A 24,999-nucleotide genomic window follows, 5' to 3' on the forward strand; every position below is an offset into this window, starting at 1 on the left:
GCATGGAAGACGACGACAAGAACCCGGCCCGGAAGGTCATCGCGGACTACGCCCAAGAGCGCTTCCGCTACTTCCGCACCGCCGACGGCACCGTCTACGCACAGCGCAAGGGCCACCCCGTGGCCCGCCCGATCCGCTCCCAGGGCACCACCGGCAGCCACCGCCAAGAACTCATGGTCGGCCTGTTCAAGGACGGACTCGGCACGTTCAACGGCACCGCGATGAAGGAGGCACTCGACTTGATCGAAGCACTCGCCCTCACCGAACAGGTCCAGCCCGTCCACATCCGCGTCGCCCCCGGCCTGGACGGGGCCACCTGGCTGGACCTGGGCCGCAACGACGGCCAGTCCGTGCGCATCCACCCCACCGGCTGGGACATCGCCGTCCCCGACCCGGCAGAGGTGTGCTGGCGGCGCACCCAGCTCACCGGCGAACTCCCGCTGCCCGCCAAAGACACCAACGGCAAAGGCATCGACGCCCTGTTCCGGCTGTGCAACTTCGTGAACGCCGAGACGGAGTGCCTGGCCATGGCCTGGTTGGTCGGCTGCCTGGAACCCTCCGTGCCCGTCCCCGCCCCCTTCCTCACCGGACCCCAGGGCGCGGGCAAATCCACCGCCGGGCGAATGCTGATCCGGCTCATCGAGGGCATGAGCAGCGACCTGCGCCGGGCCCCGAAGGACGAGGACAACCTGATCGCGGCTGTCGCCGCGGGATGGGTCACCGCGCTGGACAACCTCTCCCACATGACCCCGGACCTGTCCGACGCCATGTGCTGCATCGTCACCGGAGCCGAGTCCGTGAAGCGGGCCCTGTTCACCGACGGAGACGTCTTTCGCGCCCGCTACCGCCGCCCCCTGCTGCTGACCGGCATCGACGTCGGTGTGATCCGCCCCGACCTCGCCGAACGCCTCCTGCCGCTGCGCCTGGAACGCCCGAAGGTGCGGCGCACCGAAGCGGAGCTGTGGGCAGAGTACGCGGAAGCCCTGCCCGTGATGCTCGGCTCCCTGCTGGATTTGACCGTCAAGGTCCGCGCCGCCACCGCGGAGACGCCAACGGATCTGCGGATGGCGGACTTCGCTCACCTGTGCGCGCAGCTCGACGAGGCGATGGGCTTCGGCGCGCTGGCGGCCTACCGGGCTGGGCTGGACGACCTCAACGACGACGTCATTGAGGGTGACCTGCTCGCGCAGACCGTCCTGCAGTATGCGGCCGGCATGGAACCGGGGGCGCAGGAGCGGATGTCGTCCGCGGAGTGGCTGCACCTGCTCACCCGGCTCTACAGCGGCGAGGACTGCCGCCCGCTGCCCAAGGGGTGGCCGACCACCGGCAAGGTCCTCTCCGACCGGCTCAAGCGTCTTCAGCCCACCCTCGCCGCCCGCGGCCTGGTCGTCGACTGGGGACGCACCAAAACGGCCCGCTACATCGAGCTGACCGAACCCGCACCGACGCCGGCACCCGAGCCGCAACAGGAGCCCGCGTTCTGAACCGGGGGTCACGGCACACAGCAAGAAGAGCACCCGTTCCGACACGGCCGGGGGTGCTCCTCTTGTTGTTCGGTGCGTAGCACCGCCCGAAGGACGTGCCGCGCAGCGGCTCCTTCTTCGCTCTCTGAGTCGCGCACAACTACAGACACCACCCCCTCTTTTTCCTAAGTAGGGGAACGCTGCGTCACCTGCGTCACCCACGCCGGAAAACGGCCCCTGAACAGCAGAGAAGGCGGTGACGCAGAGCCCAACCGTCTGCGTCATCGTGCGTCACCTGCGTCACCCCCCGGTGACGCAGGTGACGCGGCGGTGACGCAGCCCCACCAGGCTCCGTCACCGATAATCGCAGGTCAGCGGCCTGAATGACGCAGGTGACGCGGTGACGCAGAAATCCGAACCTCGGACAGGTCCAAGCGTCGGAACCTTCGAAGCGAGCCCAAGAGGAGACATGAAAGTGCGTCAGAAGATCACTGACTTGCCTCAGCTCTACTCCGCTGCGGATGTTGCTCAAGCTCTCCGTTGCTCCGAGTGGTGGGTGAAGGAACAGGCCCGCAGGGGACGCATTCCCTTCACCAAGCCCGGAGGCAGCTACAGGTTCACGGCTGAGCACGTTGCAGAGATAACGCTCATCTTCGAGAGCCGCCCCACCGGAAGCAGCAGTGCTGCCGTACCAGTCTCACAAGGGCCGCGCCGCCGGGCGGCCACCGCAGCGGTGTCCGTCACCTCGCTGAAGGCAAGGACCCCGCGCAGGGCGCGACACGGCCAATCGCAGTCCAGCGCAGCCTGATTCCGTGTGCCGCCCGGCCCTCCAGCCGGGCGGCAACCCCGCCGATAGGGAGAGCAAGTTGGGTTACGCCGAGAACCTCGGCAGCTACTGGCGCGGCCGGTACAAACTCGCGCCCGGCAAGTACGCCACTGTGCGCGATGCTGATGGTGACGCCATCCGATTCCGGACCAAGGCAGCGGCAAAGAAGGCGGCAGACGCTGAAGAAGCGAAGCTGTTGGCCGGAACGAAGAAGGCGCCTTCTGAGCGGATCACTTTTGGCGCCTACGTGAACCGCTGGTACGCCGCGCAGGACTTGGCGGCGTCCACCATGCAGAACTACCGGCGGCACATCGAGGAGCATTTGCTCCCTGCGTTCGAGGATTTCGCCATTGCCGACATCTTGAGCACCGACATTGCCGCTTGGGAGAAGCGGGAACGCGCCGTTCCCTACGCGGCTACCAGCGTCAAGACATGGCGGGCGACCCTGCACCTGATCCTTGCCGACGCCGTTGACGAGGGGCTGCGCGAGTCCAACCCGGCAACCAAGAGGCGCGGGCGAGGGAAGCGCGCCGGTCGCTCCCGCAACCGTGGCCCGGAGAAGGCGGTCACCACAGCGCTCGGCATTCTGCTGCTTGCCGAGCGGATGGCGCTGCTGTCCGGTCGGGACGACGAGTTCGTCTGCGGCATTCTCAAGGGCTACACAGGCATGCGCTGGGGCGAGATCGTTGGCCTTGAGACTGAGTTCGTCCGGCCGAAGAGCATTCGCGTTGAGTGGCAGCTCTACGAGCTGGACACCGGCGAACTGCACCGTTGCCCGCCCAAGGATGACTCGTACCGGGACATTGATGCTCCAGATTTCCTCGCCGCACTGCTTGCGAGCCACATCGCCCGGACGAAACCGAAGCCTTGTGAGTGCCACGGACTGGCCTACGTCTTCCGTGGTCATGGCGCTGCCAATGGCTCTGTGAGCCGTCCGGGAGCAAAGCTGGTCGACGTCGCTCGCCGCGCCGGCGTCTCGACAGGCACGGTGTCCAACGTCCTCAACCGCCCTGGCGCTGTGGCGGAGCCGACTCGTCTGAAGGTGCTGGAGGCCATCACCGATCTCGGATACGTCCGTAACGCGGGAGCGGGGGAACTGGCCGCACACTGGCGACGCTCGGGGTTCGCCACCTGGCTCTTTCGACCTGCCGCCACGGGACGGTATCCCGGACGTGGCAATCAGGAAGAGCACCCTGTGCCGGTCGTCGCTGAGCCGTGGCCCGGGATTCCCGCACGTGGGCGAGGGGCCTCCAAGCGGGCTGAGGCGTGCTGGGTGCCGATCGCTCCTGGCCTGACGCCGCACGGACTGCGCCATACGCACAAGACCCTGATGAGAGAGGTGGGGACCCCGCCGAAGCTGATGGACGAACGCATGGGGCACGAGGACGGATCGGTGCAGGCCCGCTATGACCACATCACGGCTGGCATGCGGCAGGCGCTGATGACCGCGCTCACCGGAATGTGGGAGGAGGCGTTGGACGCGCGCCGGGCGATGAGCCCCGGCTCGCCGGTGGGTGTTCTGGATGCGCTCCTGAGGGCTCGCGGGTAGGCACTGGTCTGGAGACGATTTCCAAGATCTTCTCCAGGATTTCTCCAGAGAGCCTCTGGAGAACAGTTCAGGGCCGGTGCTGATCTCTCAGCACCGGCCCTGAACTGGTGTTTCACTGTCGGGGTGGCGGGATTTGAACCCACGACCTCTTCGTCCCGAACGAAGCGCGCTGCCAAGCTGCGCTACACCCCGATGTCGCTGCTGGTCCTGCTGGTCGCGGCGACGTCGTTTACTTTAGCCCACCGGTGGCTGTAGACGAAATCCGGTTTTGGCGCGGTGGCGTACGGGGTTCGGGCGGGCGTGGTCGAGGGCCACGAGGAGGACGGCCAGGGCGTAGAAGGCGAGGCCGAGGAGGAGGGCGTTGCCGAGGACGCTCTTGTAGCCGTGCAGGTCCACGTCCAGGAAGGGGTAGAGATAGCGGCCCGGCGTGCCGGGGAGGATCAGCTCGCCCCGAGTGAAGGAGAACGCCAGGTAGGCCAGGGGGTAGAGGAGCCAGGTCGCCGCTTGGCGCAGGTGCAGGCGGCCGGGGTGCGTCAGGAGCAGCCAGTCCAGTACCGCCGCGGCCGGGACCGCCGTGTGCAGGACCTGGTTCGTGATCCAGTGCCAGCCGGTCGGCGGAGCCGTCTCGCCCGGCATCGGGAAGGGCCTCGACGCGTTCGCCAGGAGCAGGTGGTACACCGCGCCCGTGATCAACGCGTACAGGAGGGTCGCTCCTGTCAGCGCCGACGGAAGGGGACGGCGTGCCGTCCACGCGCGGCGGGCCGAGAGCGTGAAGACCAGCGCCAGCAGCACGCTGCTCTGGATCGTGAAGTAGCTCAGGACGCGGATCGGGCTGCCCAGCAGCAGCTCGATCGTCACGGCCGCGGCCGCCGCCAGGGCGACCAGGAGGCGGTACGCGGCGGCGAGGCGTCGCCGCACCGGGGCCACCACCGCCGTGGCGGGAACGGGAGAGGGCAGCAGCGCAGGCACGCCCGGGACCGCGGGGAGGTCCGGGATGTCCCTGGGTATCGGGGCGGTCATGCCCTCAAGCTAGGCAATCCGGACATAGCTGGCGACGCGAGCGGTCCGTGCGGGTTACGTCACCGCGCCAGGCCCGGTGCCGCCCTCAAACACACCCCCGGTTCCGTCCCCAAACACGCCGCCGGTTCCGTCCCCAAACACGCCCCCGGCGCCGCCCCCACCTACTGCCGCTCCACCAACGTCATCAACGTAACCTCCGGCGGACAGGCAAACCGCACCGGCGTATACCGATTCGCCCCGCACCCCGCCGACACGTGCAGATACGACGTACGACCCTCCGCGTGATGACGGGACAGCCCCTTCACCCGGTCCGTGTCCAGGTCGCAGTTGGTGACCAGGGCGCCGTAGAAGGGGATGCAGATCTGGCCGCCGTGGGTGTGGCCGGCCAGGATCAGGGGGTACGAGTCCGCCGTGAACGCGTCCAGGACACGCAGGTACGGCGCGTGCACCACGCCCATCGAGAAGTCCGCGCCGGCCGAGGGGCCGCCCGCCACCTGCGCGTACCGGTCCCGCTTGATGTGCGGGTCGTCCAGTCCCGTCAGCTCCAGCGACATCCCGTCGATCTTCAGCGTGCCCCGCGTGTTCGTGAGGTTCAGCCAGCCGGCCGCGTCGAAGCCGTCCCGCAGGTCCTCCCACGGGTTGTGGACCACGCCGACGACCGGCGGGTTGCCGTTCAGACCGTGCCGGCCCTGCACCTTCTCCAGCAGATAGCGGGCGGGGTTACGGGGCTTGGGGCCGTAGTAGTCGTTCGAACCGAAGACGTACGCACCCGGGAACTCCATCAGCGGCCCCAGCGCGTCCAGGACCTCCGGCACGCCCTCCGGGTCGGACAGGTTGTCGCCTGTGTTGATCACGAAGTCGGGGCGCAGGCCCGCCAGCGAGCGCAGCCAGCGCTGCTTCTTGCGCTGACCGCCGACCATGTGGATGTCGGAGACCTGAAGGAGGCGCACGGGGCGCATCCCTCTGGGCAGGACGGGCACCGTGACCCGTCGGAGGCGGAAGGAACGGGTCTCGAAACCCGCCGCGTACACCACACCGGCGGCACCGGCCGCCGCGATCCCCAGAGGTACTCCGTATCGAGCGCGCATACGTCCATCGTGTCAGACCCGCAGGACCCGCCGAGTCCAGCATCCGAGCCCAGCATCCGAGCCCAGTACCCAAGCCCACACGGCCCTTTAAATGCGCGGGCGTCGGTCCCGTCGTACCTGCGACAATCAAACCCATGACCACCACGCTCAAGCAGAAGCTGCAGGAAGACCTCAACACGGCGATCAGGGGGCGCGACGAGCTGCGCTCCTCCACGCTCCGGCTGACGCTTGCCGCGATCACCAAGGAGGAGGTCGCCGGCAAGCAGAAGCGTGAGCTCTCCGACGACGAGGTGCTCAAGGTGATCACCAAGGAGGCGAAGAAGCGCCGCGAGGCGGCCGACGCCTTCGCGCAGGGTGGTCGCGCCGAGAGCGCCGAGCGGGAGAAGGCGGAGGGCGAGGTCCTCGCCGAGTACCTGCCCAAGCAGCTCGGCGACGAGGAGCTGGAGCGGATCGTCGCCCAGGCCGTCGAGGAGGCGAAGGCGGCGGGCGCCGAGGGCCCGCGCGCCATGGGCGCCGTCATGAAGATCGTGAACCCGAAGGTCGCCGGCCTGGCCGAGGGCGGCCGGGTGGCCGCGGCGGTCAAGAAGCACCTCGCCGGCTGACCGACCCGGGCTGAGCAAACCGACGGCCCCCTTCCCCTCGTACAAGAGCAGTCTCTACGAGGAGAAGGGGGCCGTCGGCCTGTTCAGCTCACGGCGTCAACCGCGTCAACCGCGCCCCCCACCGTTCCCGTTCCCGTTGCTGTTGCCCTGGAACAGGTTTTCCGGGATGGAGAACGAGGGCGTCGGGAAGGTGCCGCCGTCGGTGCCACCCGTGTCGGTGCCGCCGTCGGTCTGGCCCTGGTCGGTGGTGCCGCCGTTGTCGCCGTTGTTCCCGTCGTCGTTGCCGTTCCCCTTGCCCTTGTTGCCGTCGGGGATGTTGACGAGGTTGAAGCTCTCCACCGGCTTGCCGTCGAGCGCGCCGGTCATCATGTCGCGCCAGATCGGGCCGGGGACCTGGCCGCCGTAGACCTTCTCGTTCCAGACGCCGCCGATGGTGATGTTCTTCATCTGGCGCTCGTGGGCCGGGTCGCCGACCCAGACCGCGCCCGCCATGTTCGGCGTGAAGCCCACGAACCAGGCCGCGTAACGGTTGTCCGTCGTACCGGTCTTACCGGCGCTCGGACGGTCGCTCAGGCCGGCCTCCGTACCCGTACCGTCCTCGACCACGCCCTTCAGCAGCGTCGTCACCGTGTCGGCGGTCTTCTCCGACATCGCGCGCGAGCAGGTCGACTTCGGCACCTCGAAGGACTTCTTCTGGGTGCCGACGGTCTGGGTGATCGACTCGATGGCGATCGGCGTGCAGTACATGCCGCGCGAGGCGAAGGTCGCGTACGCGTTCGCCATCGTCAGCGGGGACATCTCCTGGGTGCCGAGCGCGATGGAGGGCGCCTGCTGGAGCTTCTTGCCGTCGGCCCGCTCGACGCCCATCTTCTGCGCCATCGTCGTCACCGGGCAGATGCCGATGTCGCTGATCAGCTGCACGTAGTACGTGTTGACCGACTTGGCGGTCGCTTCCTTCATCGAGTACGGGCCGTGCTCCGACTCGCTCTCGTTGGTGAGCTTGACGCCCTTCTCGTCCCAGGTCCTGCCGTCACAGGCGGAGACCGGCGCCGGGTAGTCCATCTCGTACGGCGAGGAGTACGTCTGCGTCGCCGGCGTGCCGCCCTCTATGGCGGCCGCGGCCACGATCGGCTTGAACGTCGAACCGGGCTGGTAGCCGGCGCCGCCGCCCATCGACGAGTTGACCGACAGGTTGATCTGCGTCTCGTGCTTGCCGAAGCCGTACGGCCGCGACTGGCCCATCGCCAGGATCTTGCCGGTGCCGGGCTCGACGATGGTGGCGGCGGTGGCGACCGGGTCGCTCTTGTAGACGTGCTCCTTGATGGACGCCTGGACCGACTCCTGCGCCTGCGGGTCGAGGGTCGTACGGATCGTCAGACCGCCCTGGTTCCAGATCTTCGCCCGGGCTTCCTTGGTCTTGCCGAAGACCGGGTCGGTGAGGAAGACCTCGCGCACGTAGTCGCAGAAGAAGCCGGCGCCCTTGACCGCGGTGATGCAGCCGTTCTTCGGCTGGCTCGGGTCCAGACCCAGCGGGGTCTTCTTGGCCGTGTCGGCCTCGGTCTGCGAGATGTCGCCCATGTCGGCCATGCGCTGAAGCACGACGTTACGGCGCTTGGTGGCCTCCGTTGCGTCGTTGACCGGGTCGTACCGGGTGGGCGACTGGACGATGCCCGCGAGCAGCGCCGCCTGCTGGACGTTGAGGTCCTTGGCGTGCTTGGAGAAGTAGCGCTGGGCGGCGGCCTCGACGCCGTACGCCTGCTCGCCGAAGAACGTGATGTTCAGGTAGTTCTCGAGGATCTTCTTCTTGCCGAGCTCTTCCTCGAGCTGGATCGCGTACTTCAGCTCCTTGATCTTGCGGCCGATCGTCTGCTGCGTGGCCTGCGCGACCTTCGTCGGGTCGTCGCCGGCCTCCTCGATGGCCACGTTCTTCACGAGCTGCTGGGTGAGCGTGGAGGCGCCCTGGGCGACCCCGCCGCTCTGCGCGTTCTTGTTGAGGGCGCGCAGGACGCCCTTCAGGTCGATCGCGCCGTGCTGGTAGAAGCGCGAGTCCTCGATCGCGACGATCGCCTTCTGCATGTACGGCGAGATGTCCTTGAGGGGGACCACCGTGCGGTCGCGCGAGTACACCGTGGCGATCTGGCCGCCGTCGGCGTCGAGGATCGTGGTGCGCTGACTCAGCGGCGGGGTCTTGAGGTTGGCCGGGAGCTCGTCGAAGCTCTCCACCGACCCCTTGGCCGCGAGTCCGAGCGCGCCGAAGGCGGGCAGCGCGATGCCGGCCATCACGGCACCGGCGAGCACACTGACACCGAGGAACTTGGCGGCCTGCTGCGTTGGCGACAGACCACCGCCCGAGCGCTTCTTTGGCATGAGGGCAGCCTACGTTCTCATTCGCCGGACACGCGTATATGCCTTGGCCTAAGCTGCTCTCAACTGTCACAGCAGTAGGGCCACGTATCAATACGTCCGGCGACCCCGAATCGTTCCGGAGGTTCCCCAACTTTTTTGTTGGGAGTGTGTCCGAATCCGCCTTGTGTGTCGGGCGGTGTCCGTTGTGACTCCATGGAACTGTCCCGGTTTGCCGGGAAGGTCACGCATGTCACCAGCTCACTCCCCCGGGTGATCTGCCGCTTACGCATAGTCCGTTCGGGCCATTCAAGATTGGGCCCGAAGGGGGTGTTGCGCTGTGCCCGCCTTCCGTAACGTCCTCAACTGGCGGCGGTGAATATGCCGCTGCCGCCGTGGGGGAGCCTCGATTCGGGAGAGGACGGCGCCGGTATGGGCTGGGTAACCGACTGGAGTGCGCAGGCCGCCTGCCGCACTACCGATCCGGATGAACTGTTCGTTCAGGGAGCAGCGCAGAACAGGGCCAAGGCGGTGTGCACCGGATGTCCGGTACGCACCGAATGCCTGGCCGATGCGCTCGACAACCGCGTCGAGTTCGGCGTGTGGGGAGGCATGACGGAGCGGGAGCGCCGCGCACTGCTGCGCAGGCGGCCCACCGTGACCTCCTGGCGCCGGCTCCTCGAGACGGCTCGTGTGGAGTACGAACGCGGTGTGGGCATCCTGCCGCTCGACGACGACCAGGTGTACGAGAACTACGCGGCGGTGAGCTGAGGGCACCCTCTGGGCAGGGTCCCTCAGACACGCGCCTCGGGCAGCTCCGGCCGGTTGGCCGCGAGCCGGTCGCCGATGTCCCTGAGGCCCGCCAGGTCGTGCACATCGCCGGGCAGCGCGGCCACTTCGGCCACCGCCACCTCGGGGTGGAGTGCCGTGAAACGGTCGCGCGTGCGCTGCTCGCGGGAGAGCAGCTGCATACGCTCGGCGTGCAGCCTCAGCAGGCCCGCGGTGAGCCGGTCGACGTCCCGATCCGCCCCGGGGGAGTGGGGCTCGGAGACGGGAGACCCGTCGGCCGCGGGCGCCGCGGCGGGCTCGGATGCGGGAGATTCTGAACTGCCGTACGTGTCGGGAGAGTTACGAAGTCCAGCTTTCCCGCCGTCCTGATCGACAATGCGGGGCTCCACAAGATTTTCCGCGGCGGCGAGCGCACGCTCGGCGGACAGCCGGTCGGCGCCGCTGCCGTGGACGCGGTTGAGCACCAGTCCGGCCAGCGGCATGTCCTCGGCCGCCAGCCGCTCCACGAAGTACGCGGCCTCGCGCAGCGCGTCCCGCTCCGGCGCCGCGACCACGAGGAACGCCGTCCCGGGCGCCTGCAGCAGCTTGTACGTGGCGTCCGCGCGCGTGCGGAAACCGCCGAAGGTCGTGTCCATCGCGGCCACGAACGTCTGGACGTCCTTGAGGAGTTGGCCGCCCAGCAGCTTGCCGAGGGTGCCGGTCATCATCGACATCCCGACGTTCAGGAACTTCATCCCCGCCCGGCCGCCGAGCTTGGCCGGCGCGGTCAGCAGCCGGATCAGCCGGCCGTCCAGGAACGAGCCCAGCCGCTTGGGCGCGTCCAGGAAGTCCAGCGCCGAGCGGGACGGCGGGGTGTCCACGACGATCAGGTCCCACTCGTCCCGGGCCCGCAGCTGGCCCAGCTTCTCCATCGCCATGTACTCCTGCGTGCCCGCGAAGCCCGCCGAGAGCGACTGGTAGAACGGGTTCGACAGGATCGCGGCCGCCCGCTCGCGGTCCGCGTGCGCCTCGACGATCTCGTCGAAGGTGCGCTTCATGTCGAGCATCATCGCGTGCAGTTCGCCGTCGCCGTCCACGCCCTTCACGCGGCGCGGGGTGTTGTCGAGCGAGTCGATGCCCATGGACTGGGCCAGGCGGCGGGCCGGGTCGATGGTCAGCACGACGACCTTCCGGCCGCGCTCCGCGGCGCGCAGGCCCAGGGCAGCGGCCGTGGTGGTCTTGCCGACCCCGCCGGAGCCGCAGCACACCACGATCCGGGTCTGCGGATCGTCGATCAGCGGGTCGACGTCGAGCACGCGCGTGGCGGAGATGCCGTGCTGGGTGGTGGCCGGGTCCGGACTCATGACATCCCCTGCTTCCGCAGCTCCGTGGCCAGCTCGTACAGCCCCGCCAGGTCCATTCCCTCGGCGAGCAGCGGCAGTTCGTGCAACGGCAGGCCCTGCTCGGCGAGGACCGCGCGCTGTTCGTGCTCCAGTGCGTACCGCTCGGCGTACTCGGCGGCCTGGGTCAGCAGGGGGTCCACCAGCTTCTCGGCGTTCCCTCCCCGCCGCGCCCCGCCCAGCCCCGCCGTCGACAGTGCCCTCGCGACAGAAGAACGCGGCACGCTCCGTACGAGTTCCAGATCCGCCGCGTCCAACACCTCGGGGCGCACCATGTTCACCACGATCCGGCCCACCGGGAGCTTCGCCGCGCGCAGTTCGGCGATGCCGTCCGCGGTCTCCTGGACCGGCATCTCCTCCAGGAGCGTGACCAGGTGCACGGCCGTCTCCTTGGACTTCAGCACCCGCATCACGGCCTGCGCCTGATTGTGTATCGGCCCTATCTTCGCGAGGCCCGCCACCTCGTCGTTCACGTTCAGGAAGCGGGTGATGCGGCCCGTCGGGGGCGCGTCCATGATCACGTAGTCGTACGCGAACCGCCCGGCCCTGTCCTTCCTGCGCACCGCCTCGCACGCCTTGCCGGTCAGGAGTACGTCCCTGAGGCCGGGCGCGATGGTGGTGGCGAAGTCGATTGCGCCGAGCTTCTTCAGGGCTCTGCCCGCGCCCCCGAGCTTGTAGAACATCTGGAGGTAGTCCAGAAGGGCCAGTTCGGGGTCGATGGCGAGGGCGTACACCTCCCCGCCCCCTGGAGCGACGGCGATCTTCCGCTCCTCGTAGGGCAGCGCTTCCGTCTCGAAGAGCTGCGCGATGCCCTGCCGGCCCTCGACCTCGACGAGAAGCGTCCGCTTCCCCTCCGTCGCGAGGGCCAACGCGAGGGCGGCGGCGACCGTGGTCTTTCCGGTCCCGCCCTTGCCGCTGACGACCTGGAGCCTGCTCACGTCTTCGAGCCTAACCAGTCCCTGTGCGGATCACGCGAAGGCCTGTGGACAACTCGACAGCGGACGGCCGCCGGGCAGCGGCTAAAGTCGGCCACATGACCAAGTGGGAATACGCAACCGTGCCTCTGCTCGTCCATGCCACGAAGCAGATTCTGGACACCTGGGGCGAGGACGGCTGGGAGCTCGTCCAGGTCGTGCCCGGGCCGAACAACCCGGAGCAGCTGGTGGCCTACCTGAAGCGGGAGAAGGCGTGATGGGCGCCGTCGACGCGCGCCTCGCCGAGCTGGGCCTGACGCTGCCGGAGGTCGTCCCGCCGCTGGCCGCCTACCAGCCGGCCGTGCAGTCGGGCGTCTACGTGTACACGGCCGGCCAGCTCCCCATGGTCGAGGGCAAGCTGCCCGTCACCGGCAAGGTCGGCGCGGAGGTCACGCCGGAGGAGGCCAAGGAACTGGCCCGAACCTGCGCCCTGAACGCCCTGGCCGCGGTCAAGTCGGTCACCGGCGACCTGGACCGCATCGCGCGCGTGGTGAAGGTCGTCGGCTTCGTCGCCTCGGCCTCCGACTTCACCGGCCAGCCCGGCGTGGTCAACGGCGCGAGCGAACTGCTCGGCGAGGTCCTCGGCGACAAGGGCGTGCACGCGCGCAGCGCGGTGGGCGTCGCGGTGCTGCCGCTGGACGCGCCGGTCGAGGTCGAGATCCAGGTCGAGCTCACTGAGGCGTAGGGCCTGTCGCGAAAGGCCCTGGCCGCCGACCCCTGGCCGACGCTCTGACCTCGGGGACCTCTCGAACATTCGCGCACCACGGGATAGCCTCCGCCCATGGCGAATGGGCAGTGGTTTCCGCAGGACTGGCCGGAACGCATCCGTGCGCTCGCCGAGGGCACGCTCACCCCGGTCGTCCCCAAGCGCGCGGCCACCGTCATGCTCCTGAAGGACACCGGCAGCGGCCCCGCCGTCCACATGCTGCGCAGACGCGCCTCCATGGCCTTCGCCGGAGGCGCGTACGCCTATCCGGGCGGCGGCGTCGACCCGCGCGACGACGAGCACCACATCCGCTGGGCGGGCCCCACGCGCGCGTGGTGGGCCGAACGCCTCGGCGTGGACGAGGCCGCCGCCCAGGCGATCGTCTGCGCGGCCGTGCGCGAGACGTACGAGGAGGCGGGCGTCCTGCTCGCCGGGCCCTCCGCCGACTCCGTGGTCGGCGACACCACGGGCGAGGACTGGGAGGCGAACCGCGCGGCGCTGGTCGCCCGTGAGTTCTCCTTCGCCGAGTTCCTGGACCGCCGCGGCCTGGTGCTCCGCTCCGACCTGCTGGGCGCCTGGACCCGCTGGATCACCCCCGAGTTCGAGTCCCGCCGCTACGACACCTTCTTCTTCGTCGCCGCCCTCCCGCACGGCCAGCGCACCCGCAACGCCTCCACGGAGGCCGACCGCACGGTGTGGACCCGGCCCGCGGAGGCCGCCGACGGCTACGACAAGGGCGAGCTGCTGATGATGCCGCCCACCATCGCGACCCTGCGCCAGCTGATCCCGTACGACACGGCCGCCGACGCGCTCGCCGCGGCTCCCGGCCGCGACATGACCGCCGTACTGGCGAAGGCCCGCCTGGAGGACGGCGAGATCGTGCTGACCTGGCCGGGCCACGACGAGTTCACCAAGCACATCCCGACCGACCTCCCGACGGGTGGAGCCTGAGCATGACCGACGCCGCAGCCCTCCCCGGCCAGCCGCGCGGCGGGGTCCTCACCGGCCCCGCCACCCCGCGGGCCGTCAACGTCCTGGCGCCCAACGCCTCGGTGATGACGCTCGACGGCACCAACACCTGGATCCTCGCCGAGCCGGACTCCGAGCTGGCCGTCGTGGTCGACCCCGGTCCGCTGGACGAAGGCCATCTGCGCAACGTCGTCGACACCGCCGAGAAGGCCGGCAAGCGCATCGCCCTGACCCTGCTCACGCACGGCCACCCGGACCACGCGGAGGGCGCCGCGCGCTTCGCCGGGCTGACCGGCACCAAGGTGCGGGCGCTGGACCCGGCGCTGCGGCTGGGCGACGAGGGGCTGGCCGCCGGGGACGTGGTCGAGGCCGGCGGCCTGGAGCTCAGAGTCGTACCGACCCCCGGCCACACCTCGGACTCCCTCTGCTTCCATCTCCCGGCCGACCAGGCCGTCCTCACCGGCGACACCGTGCTGGGCCGCGGCACGACGGTCGTGGCGCACCCCGACGGCCGCTTGGGCGACTACCTGGACTCGCTACGACGCCTGCGCTCGCTCACGGTCGACGACGGCGTCCACACGGTGCTCCCCGGCCACGGCCCGGTCCTGGAGGACGCCCAGGGCGCCGTCGAGTTCTACCTCGCCCACCGCGCCCACCGCCTCGCCCAGGTCGAGACGGCCGTGGAGGACGGCTACCGCACCCCGACCCAGGTCGTCGCCCATGTCTACGCGGACGTGGACCGCTCCCTGTGGCCGGCCGCGGAACTGTCGGTGCGCGCACACCTGGACTACCTGGAGGAGCACGGCCTGATCTAGGCCGCTACATCAGCCTGGGCCCGCAACGGCGTCAGCGCGAGCGCTTGGCCAGCCTTTCGACGTCCAGGAGGATGACCGCCCGTGCCTCCAGGCGGAGCCAGCCACGCTGGGCGAAGTCGGCCAGCGCCTTGTTGACCGTCTCGCGGGACGCGCCGACCAGCTGGGCCAGCTCCTCCTGCGTCAGGTCGTGCACGACGTGGATGCCCTCCTCGGACTGCACACCGAAACGGCGGGACAGGTCCAGCAGGGCGCGCGCCACACGGCCGGGCACGTCGGAGAAGACCAGGTCGGACATCGCGTCGTTGGTCTTGCGCAGGCGGCGCGCGACGGCGCGCAGCAGGGCGCCGGCGACCTCGGGGCGCGCGCTCAGCCAGGGCTGCAGGTCGCCGTGGCCGAGACCGAGCAGCTTGACCTCGGTCAGCGCGGTGGCCGTGGCCGTGCGCGGACCCGGGTCGAACAGCGACAGTTCGCCGATCAGTTCACTGGGGCCGACGACGGCGAGCATGTTCTCGCGGCCGTCGGGGGAGGTGCGGTGCAGCTTGACCTTGCCCTCGGTCACCACATAGAGGCGGTCACCGGGGTCGCCCTCGTGGAAGAGCGAGTCGCCGCGCGCGAGGGTCACCTCACTCATGGAGGCGCGGAGCTCCGCGGCCTGCTCGTCGTCGAGCGCCGCGAAGAGCGGGTTCCGCCGCAGAACGTCGTCCACGAGTTCTCTCCTTGTCGACCTGCTCAGGGGATCTTGCTCCCCCTTGGTACCAGGGGACCGTGCTCCCCATTTTGCCGGACGGTCCAAACAGTGTGATCTGTCACAAGGATGCCGCACAGGTGTCCCGAGGTAAGCGGCAGGGGTCCAATTGGGGGCTGATCTCCGGGGGCCGGGGCGGATGTCAGTGTCGGGCTCTAGGCTGGCCGGGTGTCCAAATCGCCGGTGAGAGCACAGGCCAAGGGGGCTGGGCGGGTGGTTGTACGTCGTGATTCCGCTGTGGGCGAACAAGACTCCGGTGGCGGAAAGAAACCGGCAAAAGCGACAAAGAAGGCTGCGGTCAAGAAGGCCTCCACGGCAGGTGGGGGCGTGAAAAAGTCGGCGGCTGTGAAGAAGGCGGCGCCGGCGAAGAAGACGGCGGCCGTGAAGAAGACAGCTGCCGTGAAGAAGTCCGCCGCCGTCAAGAAGTCCGCAGCCGTCAAGAAGGCGACCGTCGCTCCCAAGAAGGCCGCGGCTGCCGTCGAGGGCGTGCCGGCCGCGAAGACCGTCGCCAAGCCGCCCAAGGGGGAGTCGCAGACGGCTCTCGTCCGCCGTGCCCGCCGTATCAACCGCGAGCTGGCCGAGGTGTATCCGTACGCCCACCCGGAGCTGGACTTCGAGAACCCCTTCCAGCTCGTGGTCGCGACCGTGCTGTCCGCGCAGACCACCGACCTGAGGGTCAACCAGACGACACCGGCCCTCTTCGCGAAGTACCCCACGCCCGAGGATCTGGCCGCGGCCAACCCCGAGGAGGTCGAGGAGATCCTCCGTCCGACCGGCTTCTTCCGGGCGAAGACCAAGTCGGTGATAGGGCTGTCGAAGGCGCTGGTGGAGCAGTTCGGCGGCGAGGTGCCCGGCAGACTGGAGGACCTGGTCAAGCTGCCCGGCGTCGGCCGCAAGACGGCGTTCGTGGTGCTCGGGAACGCGTTCGGGCGACCCGGCATCACCGTGGACACGCACTTCCAGCGGCTGGTGAAGCGCTGGCAGTGGACCGACCAGACCGACCCGGACAAGATCGAGGCGGCGGTGGGAGCGCTCTTCCCCAGGAGCGACTGGACGGACCTCTCGCACCACGTGATCTGGCACGGCCGCCGCATCTGCCACGCCCGCAAGCCCGCGTGCGGCGTCTGCCCCATCGCCCCGCTCTGCCCGGCGTACGGCGAGGGGGAGACGGACCCCGAGAAGGCGAAGAAGCTCCTCAAGTACGAGAAGGGCGGCTTCCCGGGCCAGCGCCTGAAGCCCCCGCAGGCTTATCTGGACGCGGGCGGCAAGGCGGCACCGCCACTGGGGGCCGGGTGACGGGGCTGTCCACGGGGGGCGGCGATGGGGTGTCGGGCTGGGCGGGGGCGGGGGGAGTGCCGGTGCCCGCGCCGGTGCCGGTTCCGGCGTTGGTGTTGGTGTCGGTTCCGGTGACGGTCGGCGGGCTGCGGGCGGCCGGCTGTTCGGCGTCGCCCGGCCGGTCGCGGACGGCGGGTGGGTCGGCGCCGGACCGCCGACTGGCGGCACCTCGGCCGACGGGGTTGCTGTCCGGGGAGCTGCGGTTGAGGGAGCTCGGGTCGGCGGGGCTGCGGTCTGGGGAGCTGCGGTTGAGGGAGCTCGGGTCGGCGGGGCTGCGGTCCGGGGAGCCGCGGTTGAGAGGGCCCAAGTCGACGGAGCTGTGGGTCTCGGAGCGCCCTTCGATGAAATCCCTGCCGGCGGAGCCGCGGGTACCGGCGCTCGGCCTCAGGGAGTCCCTGCCGTCGAAGCTCCGGGTGTTTGGGGCTCAGGTATCGGGGCCTTGCCTGGCGGAGTCCCTGCGGACGGGGCTCCGGGTGTTTGAGCCCCGGGCGTCGGGGCCGCGCCTGACGGAGTCCCTGCCGTCGGAGTCCCGCGTGTTTGAGCCCCAGATGTCGGAGCCTCGCTCGACGGAACCCCCGCCGGCGAAGCCCCTGCTGGCGAAGTCCTTGCCGACGAAGCCCCCGCCGACGGGACCCCGCGCGCCGCAGTCCCAGGTGTCGAGGAGGCAGTCGCCGGGGACCCGGATGCCGGTCAGGGGGGATCTCGGGGTCGATCTCAGGGGTGTGGGCTGGAACGATCAAGGGACTGTTCGGCGTTGTATCGGGCAGGACGACGGGGGTGGGTATGACGCGGGCGAGTGAGACGCAGGGCGGGGCGGTGACGCTCAGCAAGGACGGGCTGCCGGGGTGGCTGGACCCGGTGGTGCGGGCCGTGGAGACCGTGGAGCCACGGCAGCTGAGCCGGTTCCTGCCGCCCGAGGACGGCGCGGGGCGGCAGTCCGCCGTGCTCGTGCTGTTCGGCGAGGGCGAGCGCGGCCCCGAGCTGCTGCTCATGGAGCGGGCCAGCTCGCTGCGCTCGCACGCGGGCCAGCCCTCGTTCCCCGGTGGCGCCCTCGACCCCGAGGACGGCGACCCGAAGGCCGACGGGCCGCTGCGGGCCGCTCTCCGCGAGGCCGAGGAGGAGACCGGGCTCGACCCGTCCGGCGTCCAGCTCTTCGGCGTGCTGCCCAAGCTGTACATCCCGGTCAGCGGCTTCGTGGTGACCTCGGTGCTGGGCTGGTGGCGCGAGCCGAGCCCGGTCGGCGTGGTCGACCCGAACGAGACGGCCAGGGTCTTCACCGTCCCCGTGGCGGATCTCACCAACCCGGACAACCGCGCCGTGACCGTCCACCCCAGCGGCCACCGAGGTCCGGCATTCCTGGTCGAATCGGCCCTGGTCTGGGGCTTCACGGCCGGAATCATCGACCGCCTGCTGCACTACTCGGGCTGGGAGCGCCCCTGGGACCGCGAGAAGCAGGTCCCGCTCGACTGGCGGTCATGACAGGGTGTCCACCGTGAACGTGCTGGACATCCTGTTGCTGGTCGCCGCCGTGTGGTTCGCGATCGTCGGCTACCGCCAGGGCTTCGTCGTCGGCATCCTGTCGGTGATCGGCTTTCTGGGCGGCGGCCTCGTCGCGGTCTACACGCTGCCCGTCATCTGGGACGCGCTGACCGACAACTCCGAAGTGAGCACGACCGCCGCCGTCGTCGCGGTCGTCGTCGTCATCGTCTGCGCCTCCGTCGGCCAGGCCCTGACCACCCACCTCGGCAACAAGCTGCGCCGGTACATCACCTGGTCCCCGGCCCGCGCCCTGGACGCGACCGGCGGCGCCCTCGTCAACGTCGTCGCTATGCTCCTCGTGGCGTGGCTGATCGGCTCCGCCCTCGCCGGCACCACCCTGCCGACCCTCGGCAAGGAGGTCCGCAGCTCCAAGGTGCTGCTCGGTGTCTCCCGCGCGCTGCCCGACCAGGCCGACACCTGGTTCGCGGACTTCTCCTCGGTCCTCGCTCAGAACGGCTTCCCGCAGGTCTTCAGCCCGTTCTCGAACGAGCCGATCACCGACGTCCAGCCCCCCGACCCGGCCCTCGCGAGCAGCCCGGTGGCCACGCGCGCGAAGAGCTCCATCGTCAAGGTCATGGGCACCGCCACCAGCTGCGGCAAGGTCCTGGAGGGCTCCGGCTTCGTCTTCGGCGACCGCCGCGTCATGACCAACGCGCACGTCGTGGGCGGCGTCGACGAACCCACCGTCCAGATAGGCGGCGAGGGCCGCAAGTACGACGCCAAGGTCGTCCTGTACGACTGGCACCGCGACATCGCCGTACTGGACGTGCCCGACCTCAGGGCACCCGCGCTCAAGTTCGCGGCCACGGACGCGAGGAGCGGCGACGGCGCGATCATCGCGGGCTTCCCGGAGAACGGCTCGTACGACGTCCGCGCCGCACGCGTGCGTGGCCGTATCCCGGCCAACGGCCCGGACATCTACCACCGCGGCACCGTCCGCCGCGACGTCTACTCGCTGTACGCGACCGTCCGCCAGGGCAACTCCGGCGGCCCGCTGCTCACCCCGGAGGGCAGGGTGTACGGCGTCGTCTTCGCGAAGTCGCTCGACGACGCCGACACCGGGTACGCGCTCACCGCCGACGAGATCCAGGAGGACATCGTCAAGGGACGTACCGCGAACGAGCAGGTCGACAGCGACAGCTGCGCTCTCTAGGGCGTCAGCCTCGCGGGTGACGCAGGCGTACCGAGACCCAGCGGGCCCGGCGGCGCAGAATGCGCGGAATGCCCACCCGGAGGTCCGTGCCCGGCATCTGCGGGGCGCCTCCCTGGTGAGGGCTCAGCGCGTTGGCCGAGCGGCGATTGCGTGCTGCGTCACTGTAGTCGTGCGTCCAGCCCATACCCCGACGTCTGCCCCTGCCCCATGGTCGATAACCACCCCCGTGGACCCCAATTGGCCTATGCGCCAGGCAATTGGCTGTTCGTAGGACAGATGTTCAGGTCCGGATACCGGGCGCACAGGCTCGGTCACCGATCGGCTTCGGGGTCTTTCAGCCAATTGACCAGTTCCGTGGAGAAACTGACCGGATCTTCCTCGTGCGGGCTGTGCTGTCCCGGGGGACAACCCCCGGACCCCCGGCCGGGCTCGGCCGACCTCTGCTTCACCGATCGGGCTCCGGATCCTTCAGCCAGTTGACGAGCTCTGTCGTGAAACTGACCGGATCTTCCTCGTGCGGGAAGTGTCCGAGCCCGTCGAACAGGCGCCAGCGGTACGGCGCTTCGACGTACTCGCCGGAGCCGGCCGCGCTCCGTGTCCGCATCACGGGGTCGAGCGCGCCGTGCAGATGGAGGGTCGGGACCCGGAGGGGGCGCTTCATGCGGCGGTTGAACTGGATGCCGTCCGGGCGGGCCATGGACCGCACCAGCCACCGGTACGGCTCGATCGAGCAGTGCGCCGTCGACGGGATGCACATCGCGCGGCGGTACGTCGTGAGCGTGTCGTCGTCGGGCGCGTCCAGCCCGGACCAGTCCCGGATCAGCTCGGCGACGAGCGCGCCGTCGTCGGCGGTGAGCTGCCGTTCGGGGATCCAGGGGCGCTGGAAGCCCCAGATGTAGGAGCCCGCGCGGGTCTGGCGGACGTCGGAGAGCATGGCGGAGCGCCAGCGCCGGGGGTGCGGCATCGAGGCGACCGCGAGCCGTCGTACCAGCTTCGGGCGCATCACCGCCGCCGTCCACGCCAGATAGCCGCCCAGGTCGTGGCCGACCAGCGCGGCGTCCGGCTCGCCGAGGGAGCGGATCACGCCGGTGACGTCGAGGGCGAGGTTGACGGGGTCGTAGCCGCGCGGGGTGCGGTCGCTGCCGCCGACGCCGCGCAGGTCCATGGCGACGGCCCGGAAGCCCGCGTCGGCCAGCGTGCTCAGCTGGTGCCGCCAGGCCCACCAGAACTGCGGGAAGCCGTGCAGCAGCAGCACCAGCGGGCCGTCACCGGCCTCGGCGATGTGGAAGCGCGCGCCGTTTGCCGCGACGTCGCGGTGCGTCAGCTTCGTACCGTCGGGAAGGGTGTCCGGTCGTACGAGCGAGGCCGGTTGCGCCGAAGGTGTGGCGGGATCCGTCATGAGGACGAGCGTCCCACAGCCTCGATGGCCGCGGGGGCGCGGTCCTCGAGCGCCGGCGTCTGAGGGCGCGGGTGCGGCTTGGCCTTCTGCAGCACGTTCGCCGTCTCCTTCATGGACGCGGCCACCTTCTGCGGGCCCTGGCCCTTCTTGGCCTTCTTCGCGAACACCACGCCGATCAGCGCGAGGACGACCGCGACCAGAACGTTCGCCGCGAAGGAGAGCAGGAAGCAGATCGCGAGGTTCCAGTCGCTCCAGGTGCGGATCCCGTACGCCAGCGCGAAGTTGAGCATCGGCAGGGAGAACACCAGGACCGCGCCGGCCACGGTGAACGCGCCGCCGCTCGTCGCGCCGCGCTTGACGTCCTGCTTGAGCTGAGCCTTGGCCAGCGCGATCTCGTCGTGCACCAGCGCGGACATCTCGGTCGTCGCCGAGGCGAACAGCTGGCCGATGCTGCGTTCGGCGCCGACCGGGCCGCCGTCGGGTGCGCTCATCGCGGTCTCCCTCTATCTCTTTATGTACGGCTCAGGTACGACGAATTTGTACCGTCCCGTCAGATCATGCCGGACGGCCGTCCTCGTCGCCTGCCCCGCCCGCCACTTCGGCAAGCGCGCGTCGTTCGGCTTCCTTGATCTCGGCGATCCGGCGGTGCTCGGCGGCCTTGCTCTCGTAGATCTCCGCCATCCTCAGGTGGTACGCCGGATCGTCCTGCTCGTAGATGTCCGGGATGCCGTCGCGGTCCTCGTCCCGCTCCTCGGCCTCGCACAGCCGGCGGTACTTGGCGTTCCGCATCTTCAGCAGCACCGTCGCCAGGGTCGCCGCGATGAGCGATCCCACGAGTACGGCGGCCTTGACCTCGTCGGTCAGCGTCGCGTCGCCGTCGAAGGCGAGTTCGCCGATCAGCAGCGACACCGTGAAGCCGATGCCGGCCAGGGTCGCCACCGCGAACACGTCCGCCCACTCCAGGTCCTCGCTGAGCGACGCCCTGGTGAAACGTGCCGTCAGCCAGGTCCCGCCGAAGATCCCGACCGCCTTGCCGACGACGAGCCCGAGGACCACGCCCAGCGTCTCCGGCTTGGTGAACACATCGCCGAGCGCCCCGCCCGAGACCACGACACCTGCGCTGAACAGCGCGAACAGCGGAACGGCGAGGCCCGCCGACAGGGGCCGTACAAGATGTTCGATCTGCTCGCCGGGGGAGTGCTCCTCACCCTCGTGGCGGTGGCAGCGCAGCATCAGGCCCATCGCGACGCCGGCGATGGTGGCGTGGACGCCGCTGTTGTACATCAGCGCCCAGATGACGAGCGCGAGCGGGACGTACACGTACCAGCCCCGCACCCCCTTGCGCAGCAGCAGCCAGAAGACGGCCAGGCCCACGACGGCGCCGCCGAGCGCGGCGAAGTCGATGCTGCCGGTGAAGAAGACCGCGATGATCAGGATCGCGAAGAGGTCGTCGACGACGGCGAGGGTGAGCAGGAAGGCGCGCAGGGCGCTCGGCAGGGACGTCCCGATGACCGCGAGCACGGCGAGCGCGAAGGCGATGTCGGTGGCGGTCGGCACGGCCCAGCCGCCGAGCGAGCCGCTGCCGGTGACGTTGGTGAGCGTGTAGACGAGGGCCGGTACGGCCATGCCGCACAGGGCCGCGACGACCGGCAGGGCGGCCGCCCTGGGGTCGCGCAGGTCGCCGGCGACGAGTTCGCGCTTGAGCTCGATGCCGGCGACGAAGAAGAAGACCGCGAGCAGGCCGTCGGCGGCCCAGTGCGCGACGGAGAGGTGCAGACCGAGGGCCTCGGGGCCCAGGTGGTAGTGGCTGACGCTCTCGTAGCTGTCGTGCAGTGCGGGTACGTTCGCCCAGATCAGCGCGGTGACGGCGGCGACGAGGAGCAGCACACCGCCGACGGTCTCGGTGCGCAGCGCGTCCGCGACGAAGGTCCGCTCGGGGAGGGACAGCCGTCCGAGAACCTTGCGAGGGGGCGCGGGCATGGGGGAGACCTCCGGGGGGTGGGCAGGGCGGAACTGTTCGCCGACCAGACTTCCCGGCACACCTTGAGGGTCACACTGTTTTGCTTAGTTTACCTAAAAGGGGCGCCCGGCGCTTTCCGCGCCGGACGCCCCTGTCAGGGAGTGTGGGTCCTCGCTGGTCAGTCCTCGCTCGGCGCCGCCGGCAGCTTCGCCTGGATGAGGTCCATCACCGTCGAGTCGGTCAGCGTCGTGACATCGCCGAGCTGGCGGTTCTCGGCCACGTCGCGCAGCAGCCGGCGCATGATCTTGCCGGAACGGGTCTTAGGCAGCTCGGCCACCGGCAGGATCCGCTTCGGCTTGGCGATCGGGCCGAGGGTGGCGCCGACGTGGTTGCGCAGGTCGGCGATGAGGTTCTCGTCCTCGGCGTTCGCCGTGCCGCGCAGGATGACGAAGGCGACGATGGCCTGCCCGGTGGTCTCGTCGGCGGCACCGACGACAGCCGCCTCGGCGACCGACGGGTGGGACACCAGCGCCGACTCCACCTCCGTCGTGGAGATGTTGTGGCCGGAGACGAGCATGACGTCGTCGACACGGCCGAGCAGCCAGATGTCGCCGTCGTCGTCCTTCTTCGCGCCGTCACCGGCGAAGTACTTGCCCTTGAAGCGGGACCAGTACGTGTCGAGGAAGCGCTGGTCGTCGCCCCAGATGGTGCGCAGCATGGACGGCCACGGCTCGGTCAGCACCAGGTAGCCGCCACCGCCGTTGGGCACCTCGTTGGCCTCGTCGTCCACGACCGTCGCCGAGATGCCGGGCAGCGGGGTCTGCGCCGAGCCGGGCTTGGTGGCGGTGACGCCGGGCAGCGGGGAGATCATCATGGCGCCGGTCTCGGTCTGCCACCAGGTGTCCACGATCGGCGTGGTGTCGGCGCCGATGTGCTTGCGGTACCAGATCCACGCCTCGGGGTTGATCGGCTCACCGACCGAGCCCAGCACCCGCAGGCTGCTGAGATCGAACTTGGCCGGGATGTCGTCGCCCCACTTCATGAACGTACGGATCGCGGTCGGCGCGGTGTAGAGGATCGTCACCCCGTACTTCTGCACGATCTCCCAGAACCGGCCCTGGTGCGGGGTGTCCGGCGTCCCCTCGTACATGACCTGGGTGGCGCCGTTGGCCAGAGGCCCGTAGACGATGTACGAGTGGCCGGTGACCCAGCCGACGTCCGCGGTGCACCAGTACACGTCCGTCTCGGGCTTGAGGTCGAAGACGGCGTGGTGGGTGTACGAGGTCTGGGTGAGGTAGCCGCCGGAGGTGTGCAGGATGCCCTTCGGCTTCCCCGTCGTACCGGACGTGTAGAGGATGAACAGCGGGTGCTCCGCCTCGAACGCCTCCGGGGTGTGCTCGGCGGACTGCCGCTCGACGATCTCGTCCCACCACACGTCCCGGCCCTCGGACCAGGCGACCTCCTGGCCGGTACGGCGCACCACGAGGACGTGCTCGACGTTGTCGACCTTGGCGATCGCCTCGTCCACGGCCGGCTTGAGCGCGGAGGGCTTGCCGCGCCGGTAGCCGCCGTCGGAGGTGATGACGACCTTGGCGTCGGCGTCCTGGATGCGGGTCGCGAGGGCGTCGGCCGAGAAGCCGCCGAAGACGACGGAGTGCGCGGCGCCGATACGGGCGCAGGCCAGCATCGCGATCGCCGTCTCCGGGATCATCGGCATGTATACGGCGACCCGGTCGCCCTTCGAAACGCCCAGCTCCAGCAGGGCGTTGGCGGCCTTGGACACCTCGTCCTTCAGCTCGGCGTAGGTGATCGCGCGGCTGTCGCCGGGCTCGCCCTCGAAGTGGATCGCGATCCGGTCGCCGTTGCCCGCCTCGACGTGCCGGTCCACGCAGTTGTACGCGACGTTGAGCGCGCCGTCCTTGAACCACTTGGCGAACGGCGGGTTCGACCAGTCCAGCGTCTCGGTGGGCTCGGTGGCCCAGGTCAGCCGGCGGGCCTGCTCGGCCCAGAAGCCGAGCCTGTCAGCCTTGGCCTGTTCATACGCCTCCGCGGTGACGTTGGCATGAGCGGCCAGGTCGGCGGGGGGTGCGAACCTGCGCTCTTCCTTGAGCAGGTTGGCCAGGCTCTCGTTGCTCACGGCATCTGCCTTTCCCAGGGTGTCCGTTGTGTCCCAGGCCACAGCTCATCAGAACCGAGGGGCCGATGACAAGGGTCGTCCGGTAAATGGTTTAGACCTGTCACCGGGGGCGCCCGACCGGCTCGGCCGATCGGGCGGCCTCGATCGCGGTGGCCCGGGTCATCCGTACCCACGAAGACGGGCCGGGCGGGGTTCAGCGGTGTAATCC

23 protein-coding genes and 1 tRNA gene are annotated in these 24,999 nt (G+C 69.7%); 12 read left to right on the top strand and 12 right to left on the bottom strand.

The annotated features are described in order from the left end of the window. Positions 1 to 2: 2 nt before the first annotated feature. The 3 genes from MQP27_RS47095 to MQP27_RS47105 all read left to right on the top strand — a co-directional run bounded on the left by MQP27_RS47095 (position 3) and on the right by MQP27_RS47105 (position 3,838). Positions 3 to 1,484 (top strand): AICE element replication initiation protein, encoded by a 1,482-nt coding sequence (locus tag MQP27_RS47095; protein WP_242777615.1) that lies wholly within the window; start codon positions 3 to 5, stop codon positions 1,482 to 1,484. Positions 1,485 to 1,932: 448 nt separating this feature from the next. Next, on the top strand, positions 1,933 to 2,271 hold the full coding sequence (locus MQP27_RS47100; protein WP_242777504.1) for a helix-turn-helix domain-containing protein: 339 nt from the start codon (positions 1,933 to 1,935) through the stop codon (positions 2,269 to 2,271). 58 nt (positions 2,272 to 2,329) lie between these two features. After that, entirely contained in the window at positions 2,330 to 3,838 is a 1,509-nt protein-coding gene (locus tag MQP27_RS47105) for a tyrosine-type recombinase/integrase (RefSeq protein WP_242777506.1), read from the top strand. Between the two features lie 118 nt (positions 3,839 to 3,956). Here the strand turns inward: MQP27_RS47105 and MQP27_RS47110 are convergent. The 3 genes from MQP27_RS47110 to MQP27_RS47120 form a co-directional block, all read right to left on the bottom strand. Continuing rightward, positions 3,957 to 4,030: transfer RNA gene (locus MQP27_RS47110), tRNA-Pro, on the bottom strand. A gap of 42 nt (positions 4,031 to 4,072) precedes the next feature. Beyond that, the gene (locus MQP27_RS47115; RefSeq protein ID WP_242777508.1) at positions 4,073 to 4,858 is read right to left on the bottom strand and encodes a Pr6Pr family membrane protein; all 786 of its coding nucleotides are present in this window, start codon (positions 4,856 to 4,858) and stop codon (positions 4,073 to 4,075) included. Positions 4,859 to 5,019: 161 nt separating this feature from the next. Continuing rightward, the gene (locus MQP27_RS47120) at positions 5,020 to 5,946 is read right to left on the bottom strand and encodes a metallophosphoesterase (protein WP_242777511.1); all 927 of its coding nucleotides are present in this window, start codon (positions 5,944 to 5,946) and stop codon (positions 5,020 to 5,022) included. Positions 5,947 to 6,080: 134 nt separating this feature from the next. Here MQP27_RS47120 and MQP27_RS47125 point away from each other — a divergent pair, with 134 nt between their 5' ends. Continuing rightward, a complete protein-coding gene (locus tag MQP27_RS47125) occupies positions 6,081 to 6,548 on the top strand; it encodes a GatB/YqeY domain-containing protein (RefSeq protein ID WP_242777513.1) in 468 nt (155 codons plus the stop codon). Between the two features lie 105 nt (positions 6,549 to 6,653). Here MQP27_RS47125 and MQP27_RS47130 read toward each other — a convergent pair whose 3' ends face one another. Continuing rightward, the gene (locus MQP27_RS47130; protein ID WP_242777515.1) at positions 6,654 to 8,915 is read right to left on the bottom strand and encodes a transglycosylase domain-containing protein; all 2,262 of its coding nucleotides are present in this window, start codon (positions 8,913 to 8,915) and stop codon (positions 6,654 to 6,656) included. 408 nt (positions 8,916 to 9,323) lie between these two features. On the opposite strand from MQP27_RS47130, the gene wblA reads away from it, so the two are divergent. Next, a complete protein-coding gene (gene wblA / locus MQP27_RS47135) occupies positions 9,324 to 9,662 on the top strand; it encodes a transcriptional regulator WblA (RefSeq protein WP_242777617.1) in 339 nt (112 codons plus the stop codon). Between the two features lie 23 nt (positions 9,663 to 9,685). Here wblA and bagB read toward each other — a convergent pair whose 3' ends face one another. Both bagB and bagA read right to left on the bottom strand, forming a co-directional pair. Beyond that, on the bottom strand, positions 9,686 to 11,023 hold the full coding sequence (bagB, locus tag MQP27_RS47140; RefSeq protein ID WP_242777517.1) for an ATPase BagB: 1,338 nt from the start codon (positions 11,021 to 11,023) through the stop codon (positions 9,686 to 9,688). Further along, complete coding sequence (bagA, locus tag MQP27_RS47145) at positions 11,020 to 11,997, bottom strand: ATPase BagA (RefSeq protein WP_242777519.1); 978 nt, start codon at positions 11,995 to 11,997, stop codon at positions 11,020 to 11,022. Before bagA ends, bagB begins: the two co-directional genes overlap by 4 nt. 95 nt (positions 11,998 to 12,092) lie before the next feature. On the opposite strand from bagA, the gene sp36 reads away from it, so the two are divergent. From sp36 to MQP27_RS47165, 4 genes are all read left to right on the top strand, one after another. After that, entirely contained in the window at positions 12,093 to 12,251 is a 159-nt protein-coding gene (gene sp36 / locus MQP27_RS47150; RefSeq protein WP_003967454.1) for a Sp36 family protein, read from the top strand. After that, positions 12,251 to 12,718, top strand: a complete 468-nt coding sequence (locus MQP27_RS47155) for a RidA family protein (RefSeq protein WP_242777521.1) — start codon at positions 12,251 to 12,253, stop codon at positions 12,716 to 12,718. The genes sp36 and MQP27_RS47155 overlap by 1 nt, the downstream gene beginning before the upstream one ends. 96 nt (positions 12,719 to 12,814) lie before the next feature. Continuing rightward, complete coding sequence (locus MQP27_RS47160) at positions 12,815 to 13,690, top strand: NUDIX hydrolase (protein ID WP_242777523.1); 876 nt, start codon at positions 12,815 to 12,817, stop codon at positions 13,688 to 13,690. A gap of 2 nt (positions 13,691 to 13,692) precedes the next feature. Continuing rightward, positions 13,693 to 14,523: an MBL fold metallo-hydrolase gene (locus tag MQP27_RS47165; RefSeq protein WP_242777525.1), complete on the top strand. Its 831-nt coding sequence runs from the start codon at positions 13,693 to 13,695 to the stop codon at positions 14,521 to 14,523. Positions 14,524 to 14,554: 31 nt separating this feature from the next. Here the strand turns inward: MQP27_RS47165 and MQP27_RS47170 are convergent, their stop codons facing one another. After that, entirely contained in the window at positions 14,555 to 15,229 is a 675-nt protein-coding gene (locus tag MQP27_RS47170) for a Crp/Fnr family transcriptional regulator (RefSeq protein WP_115906767.1), read from the bottom strand. 366 nt (positions 15,230 to 15,595) lie between these two features. Between MQP27_RS47170 and nth the strand changes: the two genes are divergently transcribed. From nth to MQP27_RS47185, 3 genes are all read left to right on the top strand, one after another. Next, positions 15,596 to 16,564: an endonuclease III gene (nth, locus tag MQP27_RS47175; protein ID WP_242777527.1), complete on the top strand. Its 969-nt coding sequence runs from the start codon at positions 15,596 to 15,598 to the stop codon at positions 16,562 to 16,564. Between the two features lie 822 nt (positions 16,565 to 17,386). Then, a complete protein-coding gene (locus MQP27_RS47180; protein WP_242777529.1) occupies positions 17,387 to 18,082 on the top strand; it encodes an NUDIX hydrolase in 696 nt (231 codons plus the stop codon). 13 nt (positions 18,083 to 18,095) lie between these two features. Further along, positions 18,096 to 19,295, top strand: coding sequence for a MarP family serine protease (locus MQP27_RS47185; protein WP_242777531.1), 1,200 nt, complete (start codon positions 18,096 to 18,098; stop codon positions 19,293 to 19,295). Between the two features lie 4 nt (positions 19,296 to 19,299). On the opposite strand, the gene MQP27_RS47190 is transcribed toward MQP27_RS47185, so the two are convergent. The 5 genes from MQP27_RS47190 to acs all read right to left on the bottom strand — a co-directional run bounded on the left by MQP27_RS47190 (position 19,300) and on the right by acs (position 24,791). Further along, positions 19,300 to 19,479, bottom strand: coding sequence for a hypothetical protein (locus MQP27_RS47190; protein WP_242777533.1), 180 nt, complete (start codon positions 19,477 to 19,479; stop codon positions 19,300 to 19,302). 261 nt (positions 19,480 to 19,740) lie between these two features. After that, complete coding sequence (locus tag MQP27_RS47195) at positions 19,741 to 20,694, bottom strand: alpha/beta fold hydrolase (RefSeq protein ID WP_242777535.1); 954 nt, start codon at positions 20,692 to 20,694, stop codon at positions 19,741 to 19,743. Further along, positions 20,691 to 21,185, bottom strand: a complete 495-nt coding sequence (locus tag MQP27_RS47200) for a phage holin family protein (RefSeq protein ID WP_242777537.1) — start codon at positions 21,183 to 21,185, stop codon at positions 20,691 to 20,693. The genes MQP27_RS47195 and MQP27_RS47200 overlap by 4 nt, the downstream gene beginning before the upstream one ends. Before the next feature lie 64 nt (positions 21,186 to 21,249). Continuing rightward, positions 21,250 to 22,674 carry a Na+/H+ antiporter NhaA gene (gene nhaA / locus MQP27_RS47205; RefSeq protein WP_242777539.1) on the bottom strand — a complete coding sequence of 475 codons (1,425 nt, stop codon included), beginning with the start codon at positions 22,672 to 22,674 and terminating at the stop codon, positions 21,250 to 21,252. A gap of 158 nt (positions 22,675 to 22,832) precedes the next feature. After that, on the bottom strand, positions 22,833 to 24,791 hold the full coding sequence (acs, locus tag MQP27_RS47210) for an acetate--CoA ligase (RefSeq protein WP_242777541.1): 1,959 nt from the start codon (positions 24,789 to 24,791) through the stop codon (positions 22,833 to 22,835). Positions 24,792 to 24,999: the final 208 nt, after the last annotated feature.

It is taken from the genome of Streptomyces cylindrosporus (assembly GCF_022698165.1).
Classification (GTDB): Bacteria; Actinomycetota; Actinomycetes; order Streptomycetales; family Streptomycetaceae; genus Streptomyces; species Streptomyces cylindrosporus.

Coding starts and splice junctions, on each gene's coding strand:
- MQP27_RS47095 (WP_242777615.1), top strand. CDS start 3: ATGGAAGACGACGACAAGAACCCGGCCCGGAAGGTCATCGCGGACTAC.
- MQP27_RS47100 (WP_242777504.1), top strand. CDS start 1,933: ATGAAAGTGCGTCAGAAGATCACTGACTTGCCTCAGCTCTACTCCGCT.
- MQP27_RS47115 (WP_242777508.1), bottom strand. CDS start 4,858: ATGACCGCCCCGATACCCAGGGACATCCCGGACCTCCCCGCGGTCCCG.
- MQP27_RS47120 (WP_242777511.1), bottom strand. CDS start 5,946: ATGCGCGCTCGATACGGAGTACCTCTGGGGATCGCGGCGGCCGGTGCC.
- MQP27_RS47125 (WP_242777513.1), top strand. CDS start 6,081: ATGACCACCACGCTCAAGCAGAAGCTGCAGGAAGACCTCAACACGGCG.
- MQP27_RS47130 (WP_242777515.1), bottom strand. CDS start 8,915: ATGCCAAAGAAGCGCTCGGGCGGTGGTCTGTCGCCAACGCAGCAGGCC.
- wblA (WP_242777617.1), top strand. CDS start 9,324: ATGGGCTGGGTAACCGACTGGAGTGCGCAGGCCGCCTGCCGCACTACC.
- bagB (WP_242777517.1), bottom strand. CDS start 11,023: ATGAGTCCGGACCCGGCCACCACCCAGCACGGCATCTCCGCCACGCGC.
- sp36 (WP_003967454.1), top strand. CDS start 12,093: ATGACCAAGTGGGAATACGCAACCGTGCCTCTGCTCGTCCATGCCACG.
- MQP27_RS47155 (WP_242777521.1), top strand. CDS start 12,251: ATGGGCGCCGTCGACGCGCGCCTCGCCGAGCTGGGCCTGACGCTGCCG.
- MQP27_RS47160 (WP_242777523.1), top strand. CDS start 12,815: ATGGCGAATGGGCAGTGGTTTCCGCAGGACTGGCCGGAACGCATCCGT.
- MQP27_RS47165 (WP_242777525.1), top strand. CDS start 13,693: ATGACCGACGCCGCAGCCCTCCCCGGCCAGCCGCGCGGCGGGGTCCTC.
- MQP27_RS47180 (WP_242777529.1), top strand. CDS start 17,387: ATGACGCGGGCGAGTGAGACGCAGGGCGGGGCGGTGACGCTCAGCAAG.
- MQP27_RS47190 (WP_242777533.1), bottom strand. CDS start 19,479: ATGGGCTGGACGCACGACTACAGTGACGCAGCACGCAATCGCCGCTCG.
- MQP27_RS47195 (WP_242777535.1), bottom strand. CDS start 20,694: ATGACGGATCCCGCCACACCTTCGGCGCAACCGGCCTCGCTCGTACGA.
- MQP27_RS47200 (WP_242777537.1), bottom strand. CDS start 21,185: ATGAGCGCACCCGACGGCGGCCCGGTCGGCGCCGAACGCAGCATCGGC.
- nhaA (WP_242777539.1), bottom strand. CDS start 22,674: ATGCCCGCGCCCCCTCGCAAGGTTCTCGGACGGCTGTCCCTCCCCGAG.